The organism is Bradyrhizobium sp. SZCCHNS30572, assembly GCF_032484415.1.
Classification (GTDB): Bacteria; Pseudomonadota; Alphaproteobacteria; order Rhizobiales; family Xanthobacteraceae; genus Bradyrhizobium.
Genome location: NZ_JAUESY010000014.1, coordinates 1 through 22,143 on the forward strand (window position 1 = coordinate 1; position 22,143 = coordinate 22,143).

The 22,143-nt window shown below is 62.7% G+C and carries 21 protein-coding genes; 10 read left to right on the forward strand and 11 right to left on the reverse strand.

What is annotated here, in order from left to right; genetic code table 11:
- Positions 1 to 246 precede the first annotated feature (246 nt).
- From tnpC to QX048_RS33240, 7 genes are all read right to left on the reverse strand, one after another.
- A complete protein-coding gene (tnpC, locus tag QX048_RS33210; protein WP_316159601.1) occupies positions 247 to 1,344 on the reverse strand; it encodes an IS66 family transposase in 1,098 nt (365 codons plus the stop codon).
- A 59-nt stretch (positions 1,345 to 1,403) separates the two neighbouring features.
- On the reverse strand, positions 1,404 to 1,754 hold the full coding sequence (tnpB, locus tag QX048_RS33215; RefSeq protein WP_172179940.1) for an IS66 family insertion sequence element accessory protein TnpB: 351 nt from the start codon (positions 1,752 to 1,754) through the stop codon (positions 1,404 to 1,406).
- Positions 1,751 to 2,116 carry an IS66-like element accessory protein TnpA gene (gene tnpA, locus QX048_RS33220; protein WP_172179942.1) on the reverse strand — a complete coding sequence of 122 codons (366 nt, stop codon included), beginning with the start codon at positions 2,114 to 2,116 and terminating at the stop codon, positions 1,751 to 1,753. The genes tnpB and tnpA overlap by 4 nt, the downstream gene beginning before the upstream one ends.
- A 249-nt stretch (positions 2,117 to 2,365) precedes the next feature.
- The gene (locus tag QX048_RS33225; RefSeq protein ID WP_172179944.1) at positions 2,366 to 3,328 is read right to left on the reverse strand and encodes a peptidyl-alpha-hydroxyglycine alpha-amidating lyase family protein; all 963 of its coding nucleotides are present in this window, start codon (positions 3,326 to 3,328) and stop codon (positions 2,366 to 2,368) included.
- A 35-nt stretch (positions 3,329 to 3,363) separates the two neighbouring features.
- Positions 3,364 to 4,197: an SDR family NAD(P)-dependent oxidoreductase gene (locus QX048_RS33230; RefSeq protein ID WP_172179946.1), complete on the reverse strand. Its 834-nt coding sequence runs from the start codon at positions 4,195 to 4,197 to the stop codon at positions 3,364 to 3,366.
- On the reverse strand, positions 4,194 to 4,952 hold the full coding sequence (locus QX048_RS33235; protein WP_172179948.1) for an SDR family NAD(P)-dependent oxidoreductase: 759 nt from the start codon (positions 4,950 to 4,952) through the stop codon (positions 4,194 to 4,196). Before QX048_RS33235 ends, QX048_RS33230 begins: the two co-directional genes overlap by 4 nt.
- Positions 4,949 to 6,181, reverse strand: a complete 1,233-nt coding sequence (locus QX048_RS33240) for an enolase C-terminal domain-like protein (RefSeq protein ID WP_316201040.1) — start codon at positions 6,179 to 6,181, stop codon at positions 4,949 to 4,951. The genes QX048_RS33235 and QX048_RS33240 overlap by 4 nt, the downstream gene beginning before the upstream one ends.
- Before the next feature lie 181 nt (positions 6,182 to 6,362).
- Here QX048_RS33240 and QX048_RS33245 point away from each other — a divergent pair, with 181 nt between their 5' ends.
- Genes QX048_RS33245 through QX048_RS33270 form a run of 6 tightly spaced genes read left to right on the forward strand, consistent with a single transcriptional unit; the run spans position 6,363 to position 13,217 of the window.
- Positions 6,363 to 8,132 (forward strand): GH3 auxin-responsive promoter family protein, encoded by a 1,770-nt coding sequence (locus tag QX048_RS33245; protein WP_210261705.1) that lies wholly within the window; start codon positions 6,363 to 6,365, stop codon positions 8,130 to 8,132.
- 27 nt (positions 8,133 to 8,159) lie between these two features.
- On the forward strand, positions 8,160 to 9,242 hold the full coding sequence (locus QX048_RS33250) for a phytanoyl-CoA dioxygenase family protein (protein WP_315752133.1): 1,083 nt from the start codon (positions 8,160 to 8,162) through the stop codon (positions 9,240 to 9,242).
- A 10-nt stretch (positions 9,243 to 9,252) separates the two neighbouring features.
- Positions 9,253 to 10,089 carry an alpha/beta hydrolase gene (locus QX048_RS33255; RefSeq protein WP_172179954.1) on the forward strand — a complete coding sequence of 279 codons (837 nt, stop codon included), beginning with the start codon at positions 9,253 to 9,255 and terminating at the stop codon, positions 10,087 to 10,089.
- Positions 10,086 to 11,084: an NAD(P)-dependent oxidoreductase gene (locus tag QX048_RS33260; RefSeq protein WP_172179956.1), complete on the forward strand. Its 999-nt coding sequence runs from the start codon at positions 10,086 to 10,088 to the stop codon at positions 11,082 to 11,084. Before QX048_RS33255 ends, QX048_RS33260 begins: the two co-directional genes overlap by 4 nt.
- Positions 11,065 to 12,195 (forward strand): 2-hydroxyacid dehydrogenase, encoded by a 1,131-nt coding sequence (locus tag QX048_RS33265; protein ID WP_172179958.1) that lies wholly within the window; start codon positions 11,065 to 11,067, stop codon positions 12,193 to 12,195. Before QX048_RS33260 ends, QX048_RS33265 begins: the two co-directional genes overlap by 20 nt.
- A 5-nt stretch (positions 12,196 to 12,200) precedes the next feature.
- Entirely contained in the window at positions 12,201 to 13,217 is a 1,017-nt protein-coding gene (locus QX048_RS33270; protein WP_172180200.1) for a quinone oxidoreductase family protein, read from the forward strand.
- A 34-nt stretch (positions 13,218 to 13,251) separates the two neighbouring features.
- Here QX048_RS33270 and QX048_RS33275 read toward each other — a convergent pair whose 3' ends face one another.
- Positions 13,252 to 14,262: a DMT family transporter gene (locus QX048_RS33275; RefSeq protein WP_172179960.1), complete on the reverse strand. Its 1,011-nt coding sequence runs from the start codon at positions 14,260 to 14,262 to the stop codon at positions 13,252 to 13,254.
- A gap of 287 nt (positions 14,263 to 14,549) precedes the next feature.
- On the opposite strand from QX048_RS33275, the gene QX048_RS33280 reads away from it, so the two are divergent.
- On the forward strand, positions 14,550 to 15,527 hold the full coding sequence (locus QX048_RS33280; RefSeq protein ID WP_315752132.1) for a LysR family transcriptional regulator: 978 nt from the start codon (positions 14,550 to 14,552) through the stop codon (positions 15,525 to 15,527).
- A 13-nt stretch (positions 15,528 to 15,540) separates the two neighbouring features.
- On the opposite strand, the gene QX048_RS33285 is transcribed toward QX048_RS33280, so the two are convergent.
- Both QX048_RS33285 and QX048_RS33290 read right to left on the reverse strand, forming a co-directional pair.
- Complete coding sequence (locus QX048_RS33285; protein WP_172179964.1) at positions 15,541 to 16,746, reverse strand: MFS transporter; 1,206 nt, start codon at positions 16,744 to 16,746, stop codon at positions 15,541 to 15,543.
- Between the two features lie 30 nt (positions 16,747 to 16,776).
- Positions 16,777 to 17,163, reverse strand: a complete 387-nt coding sequence (locus QX048_RS33290) for an ectoine synthase (protein WP_172179966.1) — start codon at positions 17,161 to 17,163, stop codon at positions 16,777 to 16,779.
- Positions 17,164 to 17,268: 105 nt separating this feature from the next.
- Between QX048_RS33290 and QX048_RS33295 the strand changes: the two genes are divergently transcribed.
- From QX048_RS33295 to QX048_RS33305, 3 genes are read left to right on the forward strand one after another with little or no spacing between them, the layout of a single operon-like run.
- Positions 17,269 to 18,756, forward strand: coding sequence for a class I adenylate-forming enzyme family protein (locus QX048_RS33295; RefSeq protein ID WP_315752131.1), 1,488 nt, complete (start codon positions 17,269 to 17,271; stop codon positions 18,754 to 18,756).
- Between the two features lie 57 nt (positions 18,757 to 18,813).
- Complete coding sequence (locus tag QX048_RS33300; RefSeq protein ID WP_315752130.1) at positions 18,814 to 19,815, forward strand: hypothetical protein; 1,002 nt, start codon at positions 18,814 to 18,816, stop codon at positions 19,813 to 19,815.
- Positions 19,808 to 20,983 carry an acyl-CoA dehydrogenase family protein gene (locus tag QX048_RS33305; protein WP_172179972.1) on the forward strand — a complete coding sequence of 392 codons (1,176 nt, stop codon included), beginning with the start codon at positions 19,808 to 19,810 and terminating at the stop codon, positions 20,981 to 20,983. Before QX048_RS33300 ends, QX048_RS33305 begins: the two co-directional genes overlap by 8 nt.
- 28 nt (positions 20,984 to 21,011) lie before the next feature.
- Here QX048_RS33305 and gcvA read toward each other — a convergent pair whose 3' ends face one another.
- The gene (gcvA, locus tag QX048_RS33310) at positions 21,012 to 21,950 is read right to left on the reverse strand and encodes a transcriptional regulator GcvA (RefSeq protein ID WP_172179974.1); all 939 of its coding nucleotides are present in this window, start codon (positions 21,948 to 21,950) and stop codon (positions 21,012 to 21,014) included.
- Positions 21,951 to 22,143 lie beyond the last annotated feature (193 nt).

The window sequence follows — 22,143 nt, forward strand, 5'->3', positions numbered from 1 at the left end:
GGATCCCACCGGAGATTCTCCACAGCAGCAGAGAACTCGAAATGGAACGACAACACACGAGGGGGAAGGTGTGCAGACCGGACGGTTACATCCGGCCGATTAAAGCTGCAAGATAAAAGCGGCTCGCCGGTTGAACACCAAGCCATTGACATGGCTTACGTTCAACCGTGCCGGTCAGTCGAGCTGAGTGCCGCAATCGAGCTTTTTGTCAGCAAAGTCAAAGGCGATTTCGGCACTGATCGTAGTCTAGCGAACTCCGGCGAAGAACTCGGTTGAGCTACGCGCGAGTGCAGGATCTGCGACTCGGAGTGTGGGTTGACCGATCAATCGTGTTGCGCCGTCGTATCTCGGAGCCTTGGCCGATGCAGCCTGCATCAGCCCGGCATAGCCGGCAAGATGCGTCTCGGGATGTGCGCCGGTACGGTAGAATACAGCTGCTGGCGGCGCGTGCCCGGCAAAGGGACGATCGTCGCGGACATAGGTCCACACCCAGCCGGTGCGCGTCTTGTCCTTGGCGAGAACTGGCACCGTGGTGTCGTCGGCATGGATGCGCTCACCTGCGAGCAGGTGCACCTTGATCGCATCGACCAGCGGCATCAAGGTCGCAGCCGCTGCACCGAGCCAGTCGGCGAGCGTGGAGACGTCGAGCGCCACACCCTCATGCGCAAAGGTCGTGCTCTGTCGGGTGAGCGGCAGGTGCGGCCCGTATTTGGCGAACAGGATGTGCGCCAGCAGGCGCGGTCCCGCGCGTCCGCGCGCGATCGGATGGAACGGTGCCGGCGGCTGCGTGATCGCCTCGCAGGCGCGGCAGGAGAACTTCTCACGGACATGCTGGATCACCTTCCACTGCCGTGGCACGAGCTCCAGCGTCTCGCTCACGTCCTCGCGGATCTTGCGCAGCCTGTCGCCGCCGCAGCACGGGCAATAGGCCGGCGCAGGATGCACGATGCGCTCGCGCGGCAAGTGCTCGGGCAACGGCCGCCGTGCCGGGCGCCGCCGCTCGAACGGACGTACGTCGACCCTCTCGGCCTTGGCCCGCTCGGCTGCCATCTGCGCCGCAGCCTCATCCTCGGCCTCCTCGAGATCGGCGAGTTCGAGCTCGAGCTGCTCGAGCACCGACGCGCGCTCCGACGACGGCCCGTACAGCTCGTGCCTGAGCTTGGCGATCGTGAACTTCATCTGCTCGATCAGCAGCGCCCGGGCACGGACCTCGGCTTCCAGATTGCGCGCCTTGGCTTCTGCCGCGAGTTGGGCCGTCGTCGCCTCGGTGAGCGCGGCCTGGCCAGCGAGCACCAGCGCCTTCAGCGTCGCGACATCATCGGGGAGTGAATCGGCTGTGATCATCGCAGGAGATGGAATCACAGCTCCGTCCTGCGTGCATCAGCCTCGTCACGTTCAAGCGCTCAGCCAACGGCTTCCGGCCGCCACGTCCGCTGCGGATGACGCCAGTCGATACCTTCGAGCAGATAGCCGAGCTGTGCCGGCGTGATCGCCACCGCTCCATCCACGGGCTGTGGCCAGATGAATCGGCCGCGCTCCAGCCGCTTGGCGAACAGGCACATGCCCTGGCCGTCGTGCCACAGCATCTTGATCAGCCCGCCGCTGCGGCCACGGAACACGAACAGATGGCCGCCATGCGGATCGCGATTCAGCGTCTCCTGGACCAGCAGCGCAAGACCGTCGAAGCTCTTGCGCATGTCGGTATGGCCGGTCGCCAGCCAGACCTGGGTGCCGGAGAGGATCGGGATCGTCATCGCGAGCCCGCCCGAAGCGCCGCGATCACCGCCGTCACCGTCGCGGCATCCGCCGCGTCGCTGATCCGGATCTTCGCCTCCGCCCCGATCTCGACCTCGATCAGCCCCTGCGTACGGGCAGCCGGCGCGTGCGGATCGGCAGTGATCGTCACGGCGGCAAAGCCGGGCGGCGGCGTCTCCTTCCCGCACAGCTGCTGGCGCCAGCGGAACACTTGGCTGGAATGCACCCCGAACGCTCGCGCCACTCGTAGGATCGTCGCGCCCGGCTGAAGCGCTGCAGCAACGACACGCTCCTTGTCGGCCCGCGACCAATGCCGCCGTCGCCGCTCCGACGTGATCACTTCCACTTCCGCTTTGGCCATAGGACTAGTTCCGGGACTAGTCCTATGGCTTCAACAAGCGTCAGCTCCGGCGCAAGGCGGCCGTCGCCGGGGACTCACGATGAACTCACAGATTCAAATGCGGAGACGTGCCCCTTCGCAGACAGCCGGCACCTTGACCTGAGTTGCCGGCAGCGGCTGATATCGCCCATCTGTGCGGAGCGCGCTTGTTTGCCAACCGGCAAAATAGCCGCTGTGCCTCAATGGAGGAGAAAACTGCACGCATTCCAGCTAAGAGGAAAGCTTGGTCAGCTTCTGCAGGCAGCGCAGCTCCCGCGGCGGCTCGAGTGGCGGCTTGATGGACGGCCAGACCGCATTCGACACCTCGGCAACGTAGATGTCTCCGTGAGAATCGACCGCAACACCATGCGGTGCGATGAACTGACCGGGCGCTTCGCCGGCATGCAAATGGCCGAGCCGGACGACAGTCCCGCCACGGTTGTCGACGATGGTCACGCGGGGTCCGAGATTCGGAGCATTCTTGTTGACAGGAAGCGAGGGGCCGAGCTCACCAACGTAGCAGAGCTGCTTCTTTCCCGGCGGCATGTAAAGTCCGCATGGGCGATGGAGATTGTTCCATTGAGTCTCGTAGCGACCGTTCGCATCGAACACTTGGATTCGGTGATTCTCCCGATCCGCAACATAGACCCATCCCTCCGCGTCGCAGCAGATGTTGTGCACGATGTTGAACTGACCCGGGTCGCTGCCGGATTCTCCCCATGACATGAGGTGTTTCCCCGATGGCGAGAACTTGTGGCAGCATGCGTTGCCGTAGCCGTCGGACACGTAGATGTCGCCGTTCGGCGAGTGAGCCGTGTGCGTACAACGATGGAACGGCTCTCCACTCATGTAAGGGGACGGCCGCATCGGAATTCCGATCGTGAGCATAACCTTCCCATCCAACGTGCACTGTCTGATGGTATGATCGCCGTCGTCGGTCAGGAAAATCGTGTCGTCCGGTCCCATGTGCAGCCCATGCGGACGCGAGAACAGGCCTTCACCCCAGGACCGGAGAAACCGGCCGTCCTGATCATAGACGATCACGGGATGCGCGCCGCGGTTGAAGACGTAGACGTGATCCTTCTGGTCGACGCCGACCGCGGCTACGTCGCCATAAGACCAGCCGTCCGGCAGTTCGCCCCACCCCTCGGTGACCATGTAGCGGAAATCGCCGCTGCCCAGGATGACTGACATTCGGTGCTTCCTCCATTGATATGCGTTCCCGGCTGCTATTTGCGTTCGGCCACCAAGGCCTGGCCGGCCGTTACGCCGCCATCGACCACCACGGTCTGCCCTGTCACATAGGAAGCCATGGGAGAGCAGAGCCAGAGAACAGCCTGTGCGATCTCGTCCGGTTGTCCGATCCGGCCGAGTGGCGCGCGTGATCCGCGAGCGCTCAGTTGCTCCTCGGTCGGGTAGATGCTCCTGAGCATCGGCGTGTCCGTGCTGCCAGGGCTCACTGCGTTGACCCGAATGCCGCGGCGCGCGTATTGAAGTGCGGCCGACTTGCTGAGGCCGATGACGCCATGTTTGGTTGCGCTGTAAATGGCACTCTGGGCGTGTCCGATATGCCCCGCGACCGATGCGCAATTGACGATCGCGCCACCGCCTGACTCCAGCATCGCGCGAATCTCATGCTTGGTGCAAAGCCATGTTCCGCGCAGATTGGTCCCGACGACCTGATCGAAATTGTCGCTATCGTCCTCGTGCAGCGGAACGAAATTGCCGAACGTGCCTGCGTTGTTGAACGCAGCGTCCAGCCGACCAAACCGGCGGACGGTCATGTCGACGAGACGCGCGACGCTCTGCTCGTCTCGCACGTCGGTCGGCACGATCATCGTTTGATCTGGCGGTAGCGCGGCCAACGCCTGTTCGCAGGAGCCGGTCTGCCGTCCCGCCAGGACGACACGAGCTCCGCAGGCCGCGAATGCCAGCGCGGCGGCGCGGCCGATGCCTTGGCTGGCGCCGGTGACGATGATGACCTTGCCGCCCAACCCGTAGTCCGCTGATGGGCCGGCGACCCGCTCGGCCGTCGTCGTTCGTTCCGTGGTCGTCCAGTTCATATGAACAGCCCCCCATTGATGTCGATCACCGTCCCGGTGGTGTAACCCGCCTCATGCGAACACAGATGGATCACAACGGCAGCTGCCTCGTCCACAGTGCCCAGTCGCCCGATCGGAATGCGTTCGGTAATCGCTCGCCGCCGTTCAGGGCTATGCTTCGCCCAGGCTGCCTGGATGCGGTCGGTGGCGATCGGGCCGTGCGCGACTGCATTGACGCAGACGCCGTCGGGGGCAAGCTCATAGGCCGTTTGCTTGGTGAGCCCGATGACGGCCGCCTTTGCCGCGACATAGGCGGCGTTGCTGAAGTAGGAGTAGGTGCGGCCGGCGATCGATGCAAAGTTGACGATGCGACCCCACCGTCGCTGACGCATCGCTGGCGCACATAGACGCGTCATGGTGAAGGCGCTCGTCAGATTGTGTCTCATCGAGGTCTCCAGGTACGTTTCATCGAGGTCCGCAAGCAGGATGGAGTTCGCATCTCCTCCGACGGCATTCACGAGGATGTCCGGACGCTGTGCGTCCGAGAGACATTGGATGGCGTCGCTGACGGCTGCGATATCGGTGACGTCGATCGGCAGGCACGCGGCACGGTGATCGCCGATTTGACGGCGAATGGAGTTGAGTGCGGTCGTGTCCTTGTCGACCAGCAGGAGCCGCGCTCCCGCATCTGCAAGGCGGCGCGCGACCTCTGCGCCGATGCCGGCGCCCGCACCGGTGACCAGGGCCATTTTGTGTTCGATCAACGATGTCGTCATCCCCGAGCCTCAGCGTTCCAAGTTGTGACGCGCCGTTCTGCCTCGACGAGAGCGGAACGAGGTGTTGTCGCGACATGCGAAAAGGCGTGCCTTGCGTGCGCCCACAACGCCGGTCCCGGAACGAGACCGTGTCCGTGGCCATACAGTGGCGGCGCAAGATAGGTTTTGCGATCGATCGGGAAGGGTGGGATCGTCGTGTCGCGAGGAAACCATTCGTCTGCGCGCCCAACCTCGCACGCGCTGGCGTTGCGTAGCGATGTCGCGAGCGCGCGTCCCGCGGCCCAGAGCGGACCATGTTCGCCAACCTGGACGCCGATCTGATAGCCGAGGCCGGAATGAAACGCCGTATCGGCCAGGCCTGCCGCTCGAAGTGGGCCACCACATTTCGACACGCGGATATTGACGAGGTCGCAGGCGCGCTGGTCGATCGCCGTGGCGAGATCGTTCTCGTCCACGAATGATTCATCCAGCATCAAAGGGATCCTAGCCTCTTCGCGCAATTGCCGGAGGCCCGCCCAGTCCCTGGGCCGCAGCGGTTCCTCGAGCCATGCCACGCCATGACCCTGCAACTGCCGGCAGGCGGCAATCGCCTGTGGCAGGGTCCAAGCCGCGTTCACATCCACCGAAAGCGAGATCGATGGCGCAATCAGGTCGCGAAACCGTCTCACGCGTTCCACTGCCTGATCGCCATCCGCTCCGACTTTCAGCTTGACGTGCTTGATGCCGTTCGCGAGCGCAAACTCGCGCGCGACCATCTCCTCCGGAGAGGTCGAGAGGTCGACGACCAGAGCGGCTGAAACGGCGCAAGGCACGGGTCGTAACATGTCTTCGCCGAGGCCCGCGGCGTGCAATGCAGAAGCCATCGGTCGGCCGTGGAGTCGGCAGGCCACGTCGAGAAGGGCGGTCTCCAAGGCGCAGGCTGCAGCGGGCGACAGCCGACCACCGACGGATAGCATCTTCGGCAGCGCCAGAGCCTTCAGGCTTGCGACGACGGTCTGAAGCGAACGCCAGTCGATCTGCGCATCGAGTTCGTTCAATGCGCAAGAGGCGAGGGCCTTCAGAACGGTCGCGGTGGTTTCGCCAGTGACATAGGGACGAGGAGCTGCTTCGCCATAGCCGGTTACGCCATCGACGTCGACGCAGACAAGAATGCCGTCGCTCTCGTGGCGTGCCATGGTTGCATGAACGAATGTCCGGCGCATCGGCATCGCAATCGCGTAGACGTCCATCAATTGTATCATTGCATCCGTCCGATCTGCTGAGATCAGGACATTGCCAAACTGCGAAGCGAAGGTCGTTTTAGAATTTCTAGAACCGGGACAGGAAATCTAAATTGACGCTTTGCGCGAGCCGTCAGTATCAATCCCTGCGAGACGGCGGTGATCTACAAATGAAGATAGGTCGGACATCATGCAGGACCTCTCCACAGAACAGAGTCGAGTTTCCCGCATCCAGCATGGTGGAACGGCCGGCGTCCGAACGACGAGCGTCGGAGGCGCCGCCGACGACGTGAGCCGCATGGCCCGCTTTTGCGCACAGAGTGAGGCGGCGCTCGATCGTCAGCGCCTGATCTGTCAATCTCCGCATGCGACCGTTGGGACCGTCTTCCACGATGTGTTGCGCGAACTGACTGGAACGGCATTCGAGCGGGAGCACGCGCTCGCAGGTGTGTGCAGCTTCGATGAATTCAGGCGGGCAGTGCCGATCCGCAGTTACGGCCAGCTCAGGGGGTATATCGATCGACAGCTTGCCCGAGAGCGAAAGGTACTGACGCGGGACGATCCCTATGCGTTCCTGAAGACGTCAGGAACCACCGGCCAAGCAAAGCTGGTTCCGACGACACGGCATTGGCGGCTCGCCTATCGCGGACCGGCGCTTTACGCGCAATGGGGCCTCTATTTCAGGATGCTCCGGCTCGATACGCCGAAGGTTGAGAACGTGCTGGATCTGTCATGGGAGCCGCAGACGGCGAGGCAGAGCATTCATGGATTTCCCGTCTACAGCATTACACAGCGGCCGGAGCCGCTCGGGGAATCCGACTGGTTGCCGCCATGGTACGGCGCGCCCTGGTTCTCATGCGAGAGCGATCCCGACGGATATGCCGAGCGGCTCTATCAGCGGCTGTGCATGCAGGCATTCTGTGACGTGCGGCTGATTGTTTCGGTGAACCCGAGCAAGATCATCATGTTGGCAGAGACGTTGCGGCAATTCGCAACGCGGCTGATCCGTGACGTCAGGGGCAGCGCCTCGGCTGCGGGCGGCCAGGACCTCGCGCGCCGCCTGGAAGGGCAGCTCAAATTGCGCGGCGGTGAGTTGCTTCTCTCGGATCTGTGGCCCAATCTGTCGCTCATCGTCTGCTGGAACAGCGCGTCGGCGCAACTCTACGAGAATTGGCTTGATCGCCTGGTCCCCGATGCCACGCGGCTTCCCTTCAGCACGACGGGCACCGAAGGCATCGTTACGCTCCCGGTCGACATGCACCGCAGTGCCGGCCCTCTCGCGGTGACCCAGGGACTCTACGAGTTCGTTCCGGTCGATGATATTTTGGAGAACGTCGCTCCATCGGAAAGTGCCGAAACGCTGACTTTCGAGGAACTGGAGGTCGGGCGCTGCTACAGGCTCGTGATGACCCAGGCCAACGGTCTCTATCGGTATGACGTCGGCGACGTGTATCGCGTCGTGGGCTGGGTTGGGGCGGTGCCAAGGCTCGAATTCATCGGAAGAAGCGGCGCATGTAGTTCGTTCACCGGCGAAAAGTTGACCGAAGCTGATGTGTTCTCGGCGGTGTCGCGTACGATCGAATCTGGGTCGGCCGGGACGCCGAACTTCTGCTGCTTCCCGGTCTGGGGCACGCCGCCTCACTACGCTGTCGCGCTCGAGTGGTCGCCGAAGCTCGAGCTGATGCAAGCGACACTGGCAACGCGCATCGATGCAGCGCTCAGCAGGGTCAATCTGGAATATGCCGACAAGCTGTCCAGCGGCCGGCTGGCGCCGCTGACGATAGTCAAGCTGGTCCCCGGCGCCTTCGCCAGGCTTGCCGAGCACAAGATCAGCGGTGGAGTGGCTTCGGCGCAGGTCAAGCATCATTGGCTTCAGCGCGACGCCTCGGGGCTGAAGATCCTTCGCGATATTGGCATGCTGCTCGACGGGGCAGGCTCGTTCATCCCGTCATCGACGTGAATCGATCCATAGATGGAGTTGGCCACCATGACCGTATCAGGTTCGCGCACGCCTGCGCTCGACGCAGCCGACGTCGCTCGCTTCCAAGAGCAGGGATATCTGGTTGTCCGAGGTGTTCTGGATGAGGCGGATTTCGTTCCCGTGAGACGTGAGTACGACGAGCTGCTGCGGGAGCGAGTCAGGACATGGCGCGCAAAGGGACTGTTCTCGGGCGGTGAGGATCATGGCGGGCTGCCGTTCCAGGAGCACCTCAGGCGGCTGGTCGAGCTTCCGGGATTTCCGCTTACGCTGCTTGCCGAGCTCGATATCACGTTGCCGCACATGCCGTTCTCGTTCATCCAGGATGACAGCGAGTTTCATGTCGGCCCCGGCGTGTTGTCGCTACTCCAGAATCCGAAGGTGTTGGATGTCGTCGAGTGCATTCTCGGATCCGAGATCAACGCAAGCCCGAATCAGCATTGCCGGATCAAGCTGCCGGCGCGAGAGGTCCAGCAGTTCGGCGGCCGGAAGGGCGAGACGATCTACGCGCCGACCCTCTGGCACCAGGACGCGATGGGCCAGCTCCCGCAGTCGAACGAAACGACCGTGCTGACGGTCTGGATTCCGACGACCGACGTCGACGAGGAAAACGGATGCCTGGCGGTCGTGGGAGGCGAGCACAATGACGACACGTTGCTGCCTTGGCCGATGGATGCCGCGCTGATCGATCGCCTTGAGAGGAACAGCATCCCGTTGCCGGTCAAGTTCGGCGATATCGTGCTGTTGCACAAGAAGGCGCCGCATGGCTCCAGGTTGAACAAGACGGCACAGGTGCGCTGGAGCTTCGACTTCCGCTACTACCCGGCGCATCAACCGACCGATCGGCCGTGGTTCCCGAATATCCGCGTGCGCAGCAAGGCAGATCCCGGTTCTGCTGTGGTCGACGCAGGAGCATGGCGGAAATCCTGGGAGGATGCCCGCGCGATGCTTGCGGGTCAGAAGCTGCCGCTACCAGGGCGGCGTGAGTTCGCACAGGTCGTCGCGGACGGAATGATTCGGCGGTGGGAGGCCGGCGAATATCCGAGCTTTCCAGTGAAGGACGTTGCCGCAGCTTCGACTCCCGCAGCCTGAGGCGTCTGAGATGGAGGGGACGGCGATCAAGTGGATACGGGCGGTGGATGGCACCGAGCTTGCCCTACATTACTGGGCGCCTGCCGAGCCCCGAGCTGCCCTGTTCTACATCCACGGCATCCAGAGCCATGCCGGATGGTTGTTCGAGACCGGGCCGCAACTGGCGGCCAGGGACGTGGCAGTTGTCGCGCTGGACCGTCGCGGATCGGGACGGAGTGGCGGCGAGCGTGGTCACGTCGCCACGCTCGAGCTTCTGCTGTCGGACTATCTGATGGGTATAAAGGCCGCGCGGGAAGTGGTGCCGGATGCGCCGCTGGCGGTGCTGGGCCAGAGCCTGGGCGGCAGCGTTCTCGCTGGATTATGCACCAGTGGGCAGTTGCGCGCGGAGGCATTGATTTTCTGCGCGCCGGCACTGGGGCAGCAGCGGGCTCGCCATGATCCGGAGAAGCTCGGCCGCTTCCGCGCGTGCAGAGGTCTTGGCCGAGTCGCGGTCACGCTCAAGGACGAGGACTACACGGAGGAGGAGGTCTATCTGCGCTTCATGTCGGCGGATGCCCTGATGCTTCGCGAGGTTACGGACAGCACGCGGTCGACGCTGGTGCATCTCGAAGACGCATACGCGGAGACCGGAGCGACGCTGAGGGTACCCACGTTCCTCGCGGCGCCGGAGCGTGATCCGATCATCGATCTCGCCGTTGCGCGCCGTTGGCTCGGCAGGCTGATCGGGCCCTATCGTGAAACGGTGTTCGCAACGAGGCATCACTATATCGAGTTCAGCCGGCAACAAGAGAGCTATTGGGACTGGCTTGCGGCTTGCGCGATTCCAGTCGAGGAGTTGCAGAGATGACCGACGGAGGACATCTTGCCGTATCCGGGTCGCCTCTGCACGATCGCCGCGTCGACATCGCCGTTCCGGATTGCGGCGGCAACCCGGTCATTGAAGCAGCTTTCCGGCGACACCTGCAGGGGCAGGCCGGCGTGCTCATACATCACGACCGTCCGGAGGACGCCGATGCGCTGGCACGGCGGATCGGCGACGTGACAACGGTGCTCCAGTTCTTCTCGGCGCGCCCGCTGTCTGCCGGGGTGCTCGAGGCGTCGTCGGCCAAGCGGATCATTGTGGCGGGCCCGATCGGCGCGAGCGTCGATCTCGATGCGGCCGGACGCAGGAACATGGCGGTGTACGAGACCCCCGGGCTGGCGTCAGCCTCGGTTGCCGAGTACACGATCGCGCTGGCGCTCGCCATTGGCAGGCGGATGACGGATGGGTGCCTGGAGCTGAGATCCGGACGATGGCATGCGAGCTTCGGCCGAGGGCTGTTCGGCAAGACGGTCGGTATCGTCGGGCTGGGCCGCGTCGGCGGCCGTGTCGCTGAACTGTGTAAGGCGTTCTCCGCGCGGGTTGTCGCCTGGAGTCCGTCGCTGACGGATGGACGAGCCGCGGAACTAGGTGTCCGGCGAACAGAGCTGGACGAGCTCGCAGCCAGCAGTGACGTGATCAGTCTGCATATGAGATTGAGCCCGACGACCAAAGGCCTGTTCGATGCGCGATTGATCGATCTGATGCGACCCACGGCGTTTCTGATCAACACCGCCCGCGCCGGTCTCGTGGATGGGGAAGCATTGCGGCAGGCGTTGAACGCGCGTCGGATCGCCGGTGCGGCACTCGACGTTTTTGAGGATGAGCCGATCGGACCGGGATCGCCCTGGCTCCAGACCGACAACGTCCTGCTGTCGCCGCACATGGCATGGATGAGCGAGGAGGCGCTGGAGGCGTTTGTCGGTGCCGCGGTCGATTTTGCCATTCGTGGAGACGACTCGCGTGTCCGTCGTGTTGTCTGAGCCGGCGCAAGCCCGAGTAGCTGGCGCCACGGTGTTCGTCGGCAGCGACCGGGTTCTCGGCGACACCTTGGACCACGCGGCCGCAGCCTTGGGAGCGGCAGGTTGCAATGTTATCCGCGGCCACGCCGAACCGCCGCCACACCGCACGCGCTACGCGCTTTCGACCGCCCGACGATACTTCGAGGCGGCATCAGTGCTCCTGATCAGCTCGCGGACCATCATCGACGCGGCGATGCTCGAGGTCGCGCCTCGGCTACACGCTGTTGTCTTTGCCTCGATAGGCACGGATTCGATCGATCTGCCGGCGGCGACCGATCGCGGCATCATCGTCGCAAACGGCGCGACGGCCGAAAACGTCGAAAGCCTGGCGGAGGCAACCGTGATGCTCATTGCGGCTCTCCTGCTGGACCTGCCGCGCAAGCAGCGCCAGTTCGCGTTGCGGTCCGCCCGTGCGCGGGCGGATGAACTGTCGGCGCGCATGGTGTCCGGCAAGACCATCGGGCTGATCGGGTTCGGCCGCATCGCGCGCTCCGTCACGCGACGGTTGCAAGGCTGGGGCACCGAGATTCTGGCTTATGACAGACATCCGGATGAGACGCCGGTCGCCGGCGTGCGTTTCGTCGAGCTTGACGAACTGCTGGCGCGCAGCGACGTCGTCAGCGTTCACTTGCCGCTGACCGCCGAGACGCGCGGGCTGCTCGGAGCTGCGGAGTTCGCGCGCATGAAGCGCGAGGCCTGCGTCATCAACACCTCGCGCGGTGGCATCGTCGACGAGGCGGCGTTGGCGCAGGCGCTTTCCGCCGGACGGATCGCTGGCGCGGCCATCGACGTCTTTGAGACGGAGCCTCCCCCTGTGGATCATCCGCTTCGCGGGCTGGAGAATGTCATCCTCACCGAGCATACGGTCGGCTGTACGCGGGAGCTGTTCGCCTCGCTCGCGCCGACCGCGGTTGAGAACGTCATGCGCGTGATCCAGGGGCGGGATCCGCTGCACATCCGCAATCCGGCCGCGCTGCTCCGCTGGCGCGAACGATTTCGGCGCCAGTCGGCGCAGCAGGCCTGGCCTGGCGGCGACACGAATCTGCAGTACGGGACAGGGGAGTACCGATGACCGCGATGCCGTCGAAGATTGCGGGCCGCACCGACGCGCTCGCCGAGGACACGGAGGTCGTCCTCATTCGTCAAACCGGGGGACCGGAGGTGCTCTCCGTGGAGCAGTCGAGGCTCGATCCGCCAGGGCCGGGCCAGGTGAGATTGCGGCAGACCGCCATCGGCCTGAACTATGTCGATACTTACTACCGCACCGGGCTCTACAAGACGCCGCTGCCCAGCGGCATCGGCTTCGAAGCCGCGGGGATCGTCGAATGCCTCGGAGAAGGGGTGGCCGGTCTGCGGCCCGGAGATCGCGTCGTCTACGCGATTGCAAGCCTGGGCGCCTACGCCCGACTGCGCAACGTTCCCGCTGAGCGGCTGGTGAAGGTGCCCGATGACATCACCGATCATCAAGCCGCCGCCATCGCGCTTCAGGGCATGACCGCGCACTATCTGCTTCGGCGCGCCTATTCCGTGCAGCCCGGCGACACGATCCTGGTGCACGCTGCCGCCGGCGGTGTCGGTCTCATTCTCTGCCAGTGGGCGGCAAGTCTCGGTGCGACCGTCATTGGAACCGTAGGCACGGAAGAGAAGGCCGAGCTCGCGCGCGCCAACGGATGCACCCATACGATCCTGTATCGGAGCGAGAATCTGGTCGAGCGTGTCTGCGACCTCACCAAGGGTGCGAAGCTACGCGTCGTTTACGACTCGGTTGGCCGCGATACTTTCGTGAGCTCGATGGATTGCCTTCAGCCGTTCGGGCTGCTGGTCTCGTTCGGCCAATCCTCCGGGGCGATCGGGCCCTTCGAGACGCGAATTCTCGCCGAAAAGGGCTCGCTATACCTGACGCGGCCGACGCTTTGGACGTACATCGCACGTCGCGAGGATCTCGTGGCGTCTGCTTCGGAGCTGATGGCTGCCGTCTCGCGAGGAACCATCAAGCCGAGGATCAGCCAGACCCTTCCCTTGATGGAGGCGGCCCAGGCGCACCGTGATCTTCACAGCCGCAAGACGGTCGGAAAGACGCTTCTCATCCCCTGAGCAGCATCTGCCGCGGCCCTTGCCGGATGATCGGCTATTTCCTGTCCATGGCACGGGCCTGGGCGGCAACGATGAGCACGCCGATCACGACCAGCAGGCCGCCGGCCGACTGAATCGGCGACATCCTCTCGTCCAGCCCTAGATATCCTGAAACGACGGTGGCCACAGGGCCGAGGGCGCTGATCATCGCGACGCGGCTTGCGCCGATCCGGCGCAGCGCCTCGGCCATCATGAAGACCGGCATCACGGTACTGAACAGCGCCATGCAGAGGGCGAGCAGGTAGACCCGGGTGGGCAGCACGAGCGCGCTCAGCGGGCGGAGTGCCATGAACTGAACGATGCAATACACGCTGGCCGTGGTCGTGGCATAGGCCGTGAAGCGTATCGAACCGAGCCTCGGCACGACTTCGCCGCTTCCAACGAGATAGACCGAGAAACTCACCGCGCTCAGCATGACGAGCAGCGCACCGAGCCAGAAATTTTCACTGCTCTTGTCGAGCTGCCCCGAAAGAACCAGCGCGACACCGATATATGTAATCGCCAGCGCGATCAGCTCGCGCCGGGTAATCGGCTTCCTGAGGACGACCGAGGAGATCACCACCACGATGGTCGGATACACGAACAGGATCAGCCGGCCGACGCCGGCGGCGACATATTGCAGCCCGATCATGTCGAGGAAGCTTGACAGATAGTAGCCGACGAAGCCCAGGGCGGCGAGCGCCATCGCGTCGTGTGCGGTGATTGACGGAAGCGTCCGGCCGCCGGAAGGCCCCCGATACAGGACAACCGCAATGACGAAGAAGGGCAGTGAGAAGATCATTCTCAGGGCCAGCAGCGTCACAGGATCGCTCATGTCCTCATAGGCGAGCTTGACGAATATCGCGCGAAGGGAAAACGCCACCGCCCCGATCGCCGCCAGCGCTACGCCGACAATATTGTGTGTCCTGGACACGGTCGTCGTTGACGCGCCGGGGCCGAGCGCCTCCGGCGCAGGCCCGAGCGGCCGCGAGATTGCGAGGTCATGTCTTTCGGAGATTCCGGCCATAGTCCGTCTCACTGACTCCCAGGTGGCGGCAGGATGATGAGCCCTGCCGGAGAGCGCCAACGCTTTTTAGGCAAGGCACCCTTCGCGTTCGACGAAGGTCCGCCGGCCGCTACGGCGAGACATCGGACATCGAAGATCACTCACGCCCAGGAGGGATTTACGGTCTCTTTCGACCTTGACCGGGGTGTGGTGGGTCAGGCTTACTTACGGTAGTGCCGCGCACTGGCTGCGCGGGGGGCGGAGATCGTCGGGAGGATCGCTCATGGCCCACGGGAATTGAAGGACTGATGCGACAAATCAACAATCTCATCCGGCGTATCGATCTGACGTCGCTCCAGCTCTTCGTCGCGGTGTGCGAGGAGGGGACGCTGACGCGCGCGGCGTCGCGGGAAAACATTGCCATGAGCGCGGTGAGCAAGCGCCTTGCGGAGCTTGAAGAGGCGCTTGGAACCGACCTCTTTGTCCGGCACTCCAAGGGCATGATGCTGGCTCCCGCCGGGGAATCCCTGCTGCATCACGCGCGATCGATGCTGACGAGCGTCGAGAAGATGGGCGCGGAGCTCGACGAATACCGCATGGGCATCAGGGGCCACATCCGGATGCTCGCGAACGTATCGGCCATCGTCGAATTCCTTCCCGACGACCTGCCGGCCTTCTTCGCGACCCACAGTCTGGTCAAGATCCACCTTGAGGAAAGACTGAGTGCGGGTGTCGTCAAGGCCGTCGAGGAAGGGTATGCGGAAGTGGGCATCTGTGTGTCCACGACCAACAGCCGTGACCTGTTTGCGCGTCCCTATCGCAGCGACCGGCTTGCGCTGGCGGTGCCGCAAGATCATCCGCTGGCCGATCGGGCATCGATCGATTTCGTGGAAAGCCTGGATTTTGATCATATCGGCTTTCACGCCGATAGCGCGATCTACACCCGTTCGCGCGCGGCAGCCGCGGAGGCTGGAAAGGCGGTCAATCTGCGGATCAACGTACCGAGCTTTGATGCCATTTGTCGGATGGTGCAGTGTGGCCTGGGTGTCGGGTTGATCCCGGATCGGGCATTCGAAGTGCTGGCTTCGGGCATGGGCATCAAGGCGATTCCGCTCAGGGACGACTGGGCCTATCGGGAATTGAAGATCGTGACCCGCGATCCCGCCGGGCTCTCGACCGTGACCAAGATGCTCGTTGAGCATCTGGCGCAATCGGGCGGCAATCGCGCGCCTGCGTCAACGGCGGCAGCTTCGGTGTCGGCGCCGAGCCCCCGCCACGGTCGATGACGCGGCGGGGACATCATCGTTGGTCCAGCCTGACCGTCGGGGCGGTCCGGCGAAGCCAGATCGCCGCGACGAGCGGGCCGAGCAGGCCCATGAAGAGCGACAGCGCGACAATGACCGTGCCGGCGCCGTAACGGCCGGCGAATACGCTGACCAGGAGGCCGGCGAGAGGTTGGGACAGGTTGTTCAGCATGATGATCAGGCCCGTCGTCTTGCCGAGATCTTCCCGGGGAATGATCTTCATGCGCAGGCTGCGAATGAAGACACTGAACATCTTGTCGAAACCGACAACGAGAACGAAGCCGAGCGCGTAGACGTGGGCGTGGGAAGCCAGTCCGGAGACGGCGCCGCCGGCAAAGATCATCGCATAGCTGATGACGCCCAAGACCTGCAGGGACGCAGGCGCATGCGCGGTGGCGAACAAGATGACCACGGTCGCGATCGCGCCTGCGGCCTGAAGAACGGCATAGTAGGAGTCTGTTTCTCCGTGGACACCGGTCACCATTGCCGCTGACGTTGCGAGGGTCACGCCAATGATGAGGTTGACGGCGGCTGCGAGAAGGACGGTCTCGACCAGGCCCGGTCGTCCGATGACGTGCCGAAGTGCGGTTTTCAGCGGCAGTGTCCAGCCGCTTGGCGCCGGCGTCGGTTCGGCCAATGTCGGCCGGACGAATCGCTGCCAGATGATCATGGCGCCGTCAGCCGCCATGAACAGGGCGGTCGTCGAGATCACCACGTATTCCCAGGACCATAGCTTGAGAAGACCGGCGGCGACCAGCGGCCCGAGCACCATGCCGAGCTGATCGGCAATCTGGGTGTAGGAGGCGACCTTCTCGAACCTGTGCCGATGAAAGACTTGAGGCAGCAGAACCTCGCGCGCCATCAGCCCCTGCGTCGTCAGAACGCCGCAGGCCACAGATATCCCGATCAGCCAGCCGATTCCGCCGAAGCCCGCGTAGGCGATCATGCCTGCGAAGCAGGCCACGGCACGAAGCTGCTGACTAATGTGCAACAGCGCCAAAGGGGATTTTCGATCGCACAGCACCCCGCAGATCGGAAACGACAAATAGCGCGGCAATGTCTCGAGCAGGAATGCCGCTCCCGACCAGGCGACGCTGCCGGTCAACTGGAAGATGACGAGCGGGACCAGAAACAGAAGGATCTGGTCCGCGAGCCGTGAGAGGAAGAGAGAGTAGAAGAAGGCTTGATGCTTCAGTTCCAACGAGCAACCCCAACCAGCTGATGAACCGCCTTAGTAAGACGATCCGCTGTCGGCGTCGAGATTGTGCTGCTCGTGACCGGCAAGGGGCGGATTGAACACGCTCACCAGCACCAGATCCTGCGTCGGGCCGCCGCGCAGATAGTGTTCGTCATGTTCGTTGAGAACATAGATGCTGCCCGGGCGGAGCCGATACACATTGCCTTGCATGTCCTCGACTTCACCTTCCCCCGCGATGCAATAGCATGCTTCCAGGTGAGATCGGTATTGCAACCTTGATACTGTGCCGGCGCGAACCACGGTATGGCATACGGCGAAACCCATTCCATCGCTCGCCGTCAATAGCCGGTGGCTCGTGCCATTTCCCCACTCGACGAACCGGCCTGTTTTTTCGACTTCTTCGAGATCGCGTACAAACATGTTTCCTCAGTCATTTTGCACAACACGACGTGTAACGGAATTCTCCTACCATGAGCTGCGACTCTTTGTTATAAAAACTCATCCAGAGGTTGCGGGAGCTTCCGAGTGTGCCTTTTCCATCACTATATTGAACGCAGTGTTCGAGACTGCCCAGAGAAGATCGCGGTGAAGATCGATGGCGCGTGCGCGACCTATCGCGAGCTGGATGATATCGGCAATCAGGTCGCCGGTCGTCTCGTCGATGACGGCATCCGTGCTGGAGACAGGGTCGCGATCTATGGCGTGATTTCCATCCGTTTGCTCGGTGTTGTTCTCGGCATCTTCAAGGCCGGTGCAGTCCTCGTGGGAGTTCATCACACCTTCGGGCTCCGAAAGCTGATGTTCGAGCTTCGGGACTCCGGTGCTTGTGCGGTGATCACCGATCGGGCGGCCGAATTGCGGGAGCGCCAGTTAGATTATACAATCTATAGTTGTAACGATGATTTTTCTGCTGCCGTGCCAGAACGCGACTGCTCGTTTTTCCGGGAGGTGCGGGAAGAGGATATTTCAGTCATCTTCTATACGTCGGGCTCGACGTCGCGCCCGAAGGGCGTCGCCGTCAATCACAAGAATATGATTGCGGCGTTCGAATCGGTGACCGGCTATCTCAGGAACACGTCCGAGGATGTGGTTCTGAGCTATTCGACCTTGGGCTCCGACTACGGCTTCTATAATGTGATGATGCCGCTCATGTTCGGAGGGACCGCGCTCGTCGAGCGCGCGTTGCCGGACGATCCCGATGAGATCATCGATCTCATCGATGCCCACGGCGTGACTGGGCTGCAGGTGTTTCCTCCCTTCATCTTCCATCTGTTAAAGGCGAGCGCGCTGGGAAGGCGCGCGCCGAGATCGCTGCGTTATATCTCCACGAGCGGGCAGGCCCTGCCGGTGAAGCATATCCGCCGCTTGCGAGAGGCGTGGCCGGGCGTCCAGATCTTCTCGAATTATGGGCTCACGGAGTGCAAGCGCGTCTCGTTTCTGCCGCCCGACGAGATCGATCAACGGCCGCAGTCGGTCGGCCGGGCCATTCCCGGCGTGCGGACCTATCTGTTTGCCGAGGATCGCTCCCTCGTGACCGAGCCGGGGCAGGTCGGCGAGCTCGGTGTTGCCGGCGACCTGCTGATGCAGAAATATTGGAACATGCCGGACGAAACCTCCGCCCGAATGATTGAGGGGGCGGCCGGTGAAGCTCGGGTGTTCCTGACGGGCGACCTATTCCGCGTCGATGGCCAGGGGTATCTCTACTACGTCGCAAGGAAGGACGACGCTTTTGCGCGGAGCGGGTTCAAGGTCAATCCGCGAGAGATCGAGCAATTGCTGATGGCCCACCCCGCGGTTTCGGAAGCGGCTGTAGTCCCCGTCGCCGACGAATCCGTCGGACATCTCCCCAAGGCATTGATCGTTGCGGAGCAGGCGACGTCCATCACGAGCCACGAACTGGTCGAGTACTGCACGATGCATCTCGATTGGCACATGGTGCCCGCCTTCGTGGAGTTCGTACCGGCGCTGCCGCGGACCGCGTCGGGAAAGACCGCGACCCGCGCATTGTCCTGATCCCCATCCTCATCCTCATTCTCATCCTCGGCCCAGCATCAGTGGAGGTCTTCGGGCATGACCAATCGACCTGCGACCGACGTCGACGCCTATCTTCAGCAATCTTCGATGATCAGATTGGCGCAGCAATTCGAGCAGTTGGCGACCGGAGCGGCACAGGTGCCGCGGCAGCCAGTGCTGACGCGGATCCGCAACCGGATAGCGGATACCGACGTGCTGGAGTATCACGACCGGCTGGTACCGAAGGCGGGACCACTGTTCTCGCATTTCCTCGCCAGCATTCCAGGCATCCTCGAGGAAGTGTCGCGCGTGGGCGTGGCGCTGAGCCGTCTGTCGAGGCAGCGGGCCGAAAGCAGCGGTCGGCCCTGCCTGCTTTATGAGATCGATGCCTTCGACGGTTCCAACGGACGCACGCTTGCTGCGTTTTCCGGCGGCGCGGTCAAGACACTGACTTGTTCTCCGAACAGGGCGAACGAAGAGCATTTTGAGCGCTTTGCCGATCCGGCCCTGTCGAGATTCATTCCGACGTCGTTCCTCAAGCTCGACGGGGACGTACTTCGCACGCTGGTGGACGACGAGGATTTCCATGGCGGCTTTGACTATATCTACGAAACGGCCGCCTTTCAGTTTTACGGCAAGGACCGCGATTTCCAGATCGAGCAGGGCTGTCGCATGCTCAGGGACGACGGGCTGGTCTTCTTTCTCGAAAAGCTCGATCACACCGACCGCCTCGAGTACGAACGACGGGAGCGCGTCAAGGACGAGCAGCACAAGGCGCACTATTTTACGCCCGAAGAGATCGAGTGGAAACGGCAGCAGATGCTGCTGCGCATGTATGAGGGCGAGGTTCTCCTCGACGAGCTCGTGAGCTCGATTGGACGACACTTCTCGCACTGCTATCTGTTGTGGAATAGCACGAATTTCTACGAGTTCGTCGCCTCGAACGACGGGCAGCGCATCGAGGAGTTCGTCCGCCTTCTCGGCCCGCCCTTGATTGAAGATCAGTTCGTCTTCGAGCGGCCAATGTTGCGAAAGGTGCTGGAGCGTGCGCATGGATAGGCTGGACGGGACGGTCTATTGGGGAGCGGACCAGCCGTCGCTCGCGACGCTCTATGCGAGCGTCGAGGCGTTGTTGCCACGATGGCACAAACGTGCGGAGGAAGCCCGCAGGCTTGGGAAGCTGCCGCGCGAGTCCGTCGATGAGCTGTTCGACGCCGGATTGCTTCAGCTCGCGATGCCGAAGCGTTTCGGCGGCCTTGAATTGGATTGGCCTGTCCTTGCAGAAGTTGCAAGGCTCGCGGCGCGCGCGTGCCCTTCGACAGCATGGATCGTGGGCCTCGTTGGAGGACACATTCAGATCGTATCGCGATTTCCAGCGGAGGCGTTGAACGCGGTCTTCCGCGGCGGAGCTCGTCAACTTGTCACGACAGGATCGGCGACGGCGGCCGGCGGAATATCGCGGGACGGTGGCGCATATCGGGTCGATGGTCGCTGGCGGCTCGGCTCCGGCGTGGACTATGCGACATGGGTGATCGTGTCCGGCTCATGCCTGCATCCGTCTCGACGCGACGCCCGGACGGTTATGGCGCTGCTGCCAGCCATCGACATCGAGATCGGCGATGATTGGCAGGCCATTGGAATGGCAGGGACCGGGTCGCGCGACATCATTATCCGCGATCGTTCGCTTTCAGAAAGCTGGGCGCAGCCGCTGGACAATGTTCTCGGGCGTTCGGCGGAACGCGGCGGTCACTACTTGCAGTCGGTTTCTCTTATTCCCTATCTGACCAGCGTGATCGTCGGTCCTCTGCTCGGCTGTGCGGAGGGAGCGGTGGCGGCGGGACTTGCGATCATGCGAGAGCGGCATGGACGGCAGCCAAACGGGAACCAATGGGCGTTTGCCATGCGCGCCGGCGAGATCATCGCCGATATCGAATGCGCACGGCTTTTGTATCGCAGCATTTTATCGAGACTGCATGAGGCGGGCTGCAACGGCCGCGATCTCTCCGATAGAGACTACGCAGCGATCAAGCGCGACCGGGCCAGGCTGACCCGCTTATGCATGAACGCCGTGCAACAGCTGATGTCCCAGCTTGGAACTTCCGTCATCGCGCAGACGCACCCGGTGCAGCGCCACTGGTGCGATCTCCAGGTCATGGCTGCACACATGGATGTGAATTGGGATCGCGCGATGGCGGACTACGGCACGGCTCTTCTTGTGCAGCTCTGAAAACAAGTGATTGAATAGCGCCGTTGACCTAGGGATGGGATCGCCGGATGTATTTCTTGATCGCCTCCATCGTTTCGATACCTTCATTTACGATCCAGTCGCGAAAGCGTGCGATCTCGGGGCGCCGCGCGGCGGTGTCCTGACAGACCAGATAGTAGGACATTGGATTCGAGAGGCGCGCCGCAAATGGCGCCATCAGTCGTCCTGATGCGAGTGCAGAGATGACCAGCGGCGTTCGGCCGATGGCAAGTCCCAACCCATATTCGGCCATCTCGAGCGCGAGCGCAGAATTTTCGCAATGAAATCCTGAAGTGGTATCGAAATCCTCGAGTCCGGCCTCGACCTGCCAAGCTTGCCAGTCCGTCGGCCGAACGATGGTATGGACCAGTGAATGGCGACGAAGCAGGTCTGATCCAGCAGGAAGTGCGGCTTCGCGAAACAGGGTGGGCGAGCAAACGGGGAACAGCTCTTCGTTCATCACGAACGTCGAATGGAGCCCCGGCCAGGATCCGTAGCCTAGCCGCAAGGCGACGTCGATATCCTCTCTCGTAAAATCGACCAGGCGGAACGACGTTGAGACGGCGACGGCGATATCCGGAAACTGTTGCCGAAAGCCGATCAACCTCGGCGCCAGCCATCTCTGTGCGACGGTCGCCAGAAAGCTGGTTCTAAGTTTCAACGCGCTATGCGACGTCAGCCCTGTGACTGCCGACGAAATATCTGAAAATGTTCGGCAAAGTACGGGAAAGAGTTGCTGGCCGTTTTCTGTCAACTCTACGCCGCGGCCAACGCGGCGGATCAGGCGACGACCAAGTGCGTCTTCCAGAATCTTGAGCTGCTGCGTCACCGCAGCTGGCGTTACGCAGAGCTCGTCGGCTGCTTTCGTGACACTGAGGTTGCGAGCTGCTGCTTCGAAGGCGCGAAGCGCGTTCAACGGGGGGAGGCGAGGGCGCATCTGCCAGACCATTCCGAGAAGGCTCGTCCAAAACTCAACGCAGATCGAAAGCCCGCTGCAGAAACGGGCTCTATTGCTTGGCTCTAGCGATGGGCGCCAGCGTTGACTCACGGTTCAGTTTCCGTTGGAGTCCATTGTACGGCGAGTGCCCTCACCTTTCAATTGTGTGGTAATAGAATACAATCTTAAGATGGAATCAAGAGTT

Coding starts and splice junctions, on each gene's coding strand:
- QX048_RS33280 (WP_315752132.1), top strand. CDS start 14,550: ATGCGACAAATCAACAATCTCATCCGGCGTATCGATCTGACGTCGCTC.
- QX048_RS33260 (WP_172179956.1), top strand. CDS start 10,086: ATGACCGACGGAGGACATCTTGCCGTATCCGGGTCGCCTCTGCACGAT.
- QX048_RS33235 (WP_172179948.1), bottom strand. CDS start 4,952: ATGACGACATCGTTGATCGAACACAAAATGGCCCTGGTCACCGGTGCG.
- tnpA (WP_172179942.1), bottom strand. CDS start 2,116: ATGGCCAAAGCGGAAGTGGAAGTGATCACGTCGGAGCGGCGACGGCGG.
- QX048_RS33305 (WP_172179972.1), top strand. CDS start 19,808: ATGGATAGGCTGGACGGGACGGTCTATTGGGGAGCGGACCAGCCGTCG.
- tnpB (WP_172179940.1), bottom strand. CDS start 1,754: ATGACGATCCCGATCCTCTCCGGCACCCAGGTCTGGCTGGCGACCGGC.
- QX048_RS33275 (WP_172179960.1), bottom strand. CDS start 14,262: ATGGCCGGAATCTCCGAAAGACATGACCTCGCAATCTCGCGGCCGCTC.
- QX048_RS33245 (WP_210261705.1), top strand. CDS start 6,363: ATGCAGGACCTCTCCACAGAACAGAGTCGAGTTTCCCGCATCCAGCAT.
- QX048_RS33230 (WP_172179946.1), bottom strand. CDS start 4,197: ATGAACTGGACGACCACGGAACGAACGACGACGGCCGAGCGGGTCGCC.
- tnpC (WP_316159601.1), bottom strand. CDS start 1,344: ATGATCACAGCCGATTCACTCCCCGATGATGTCGCGACGCTGAAGGCG.
- QX048_RS33240 (WP_316201040.1), bottom strand. CDS start 6,181: ATGGACGTCTACGCGATTGCGATGCCGATGCGCCGGACATTCGTTCAT.
- QX048_RS33270 (WP_172180200.1), top strand. CDS start 12,201: ATGCCGTCGAAGATTGCGGGCCGCACCGACGCGCTCGCCGAGGACACG.
- gcvA (WP_172179974.1), bottom strand. CDS start 21,950: ATGGTCTGGCAGATGCGCCCTCGCCTCCCCCCGTTGAACGCGCTTCGC.
- QX048_RS33300 (WP_315752130.1), top strand. CDS start 18,814: ATGACCAATCGACCTGCGACCGACGTCGACGCCTATCTTCAGCAATCT.
- QX048_RS33250 (WP_315752133.1), top strand. CDS start 8,160: ATGACCGTATCAGGTTCGCGCACGCCTGCGCTCGACGCAGCCGACGTC.
- QX048_RS33255 (WP_172179954.1), top strand. CDS start 9,253: ATGGAGGGGACGGCGATCAAGTGGATACGGGCGGTGGATGGCACCGAG.
- QX048_RS33225 (WP_172179944.1), bottom strand. CDS start 3,328: ATGTCAGTCATCCTGGGCAGCGGCGATTTCCGCTACATGGTCACCGAG.
- QX048_RS33290 (WP_172179966.1), bottom strand. CDS start 17,163: ATGTTTGTACGCGATCTCGAAGAAGTCGAAAAAACAGGCCGGTTCGTC.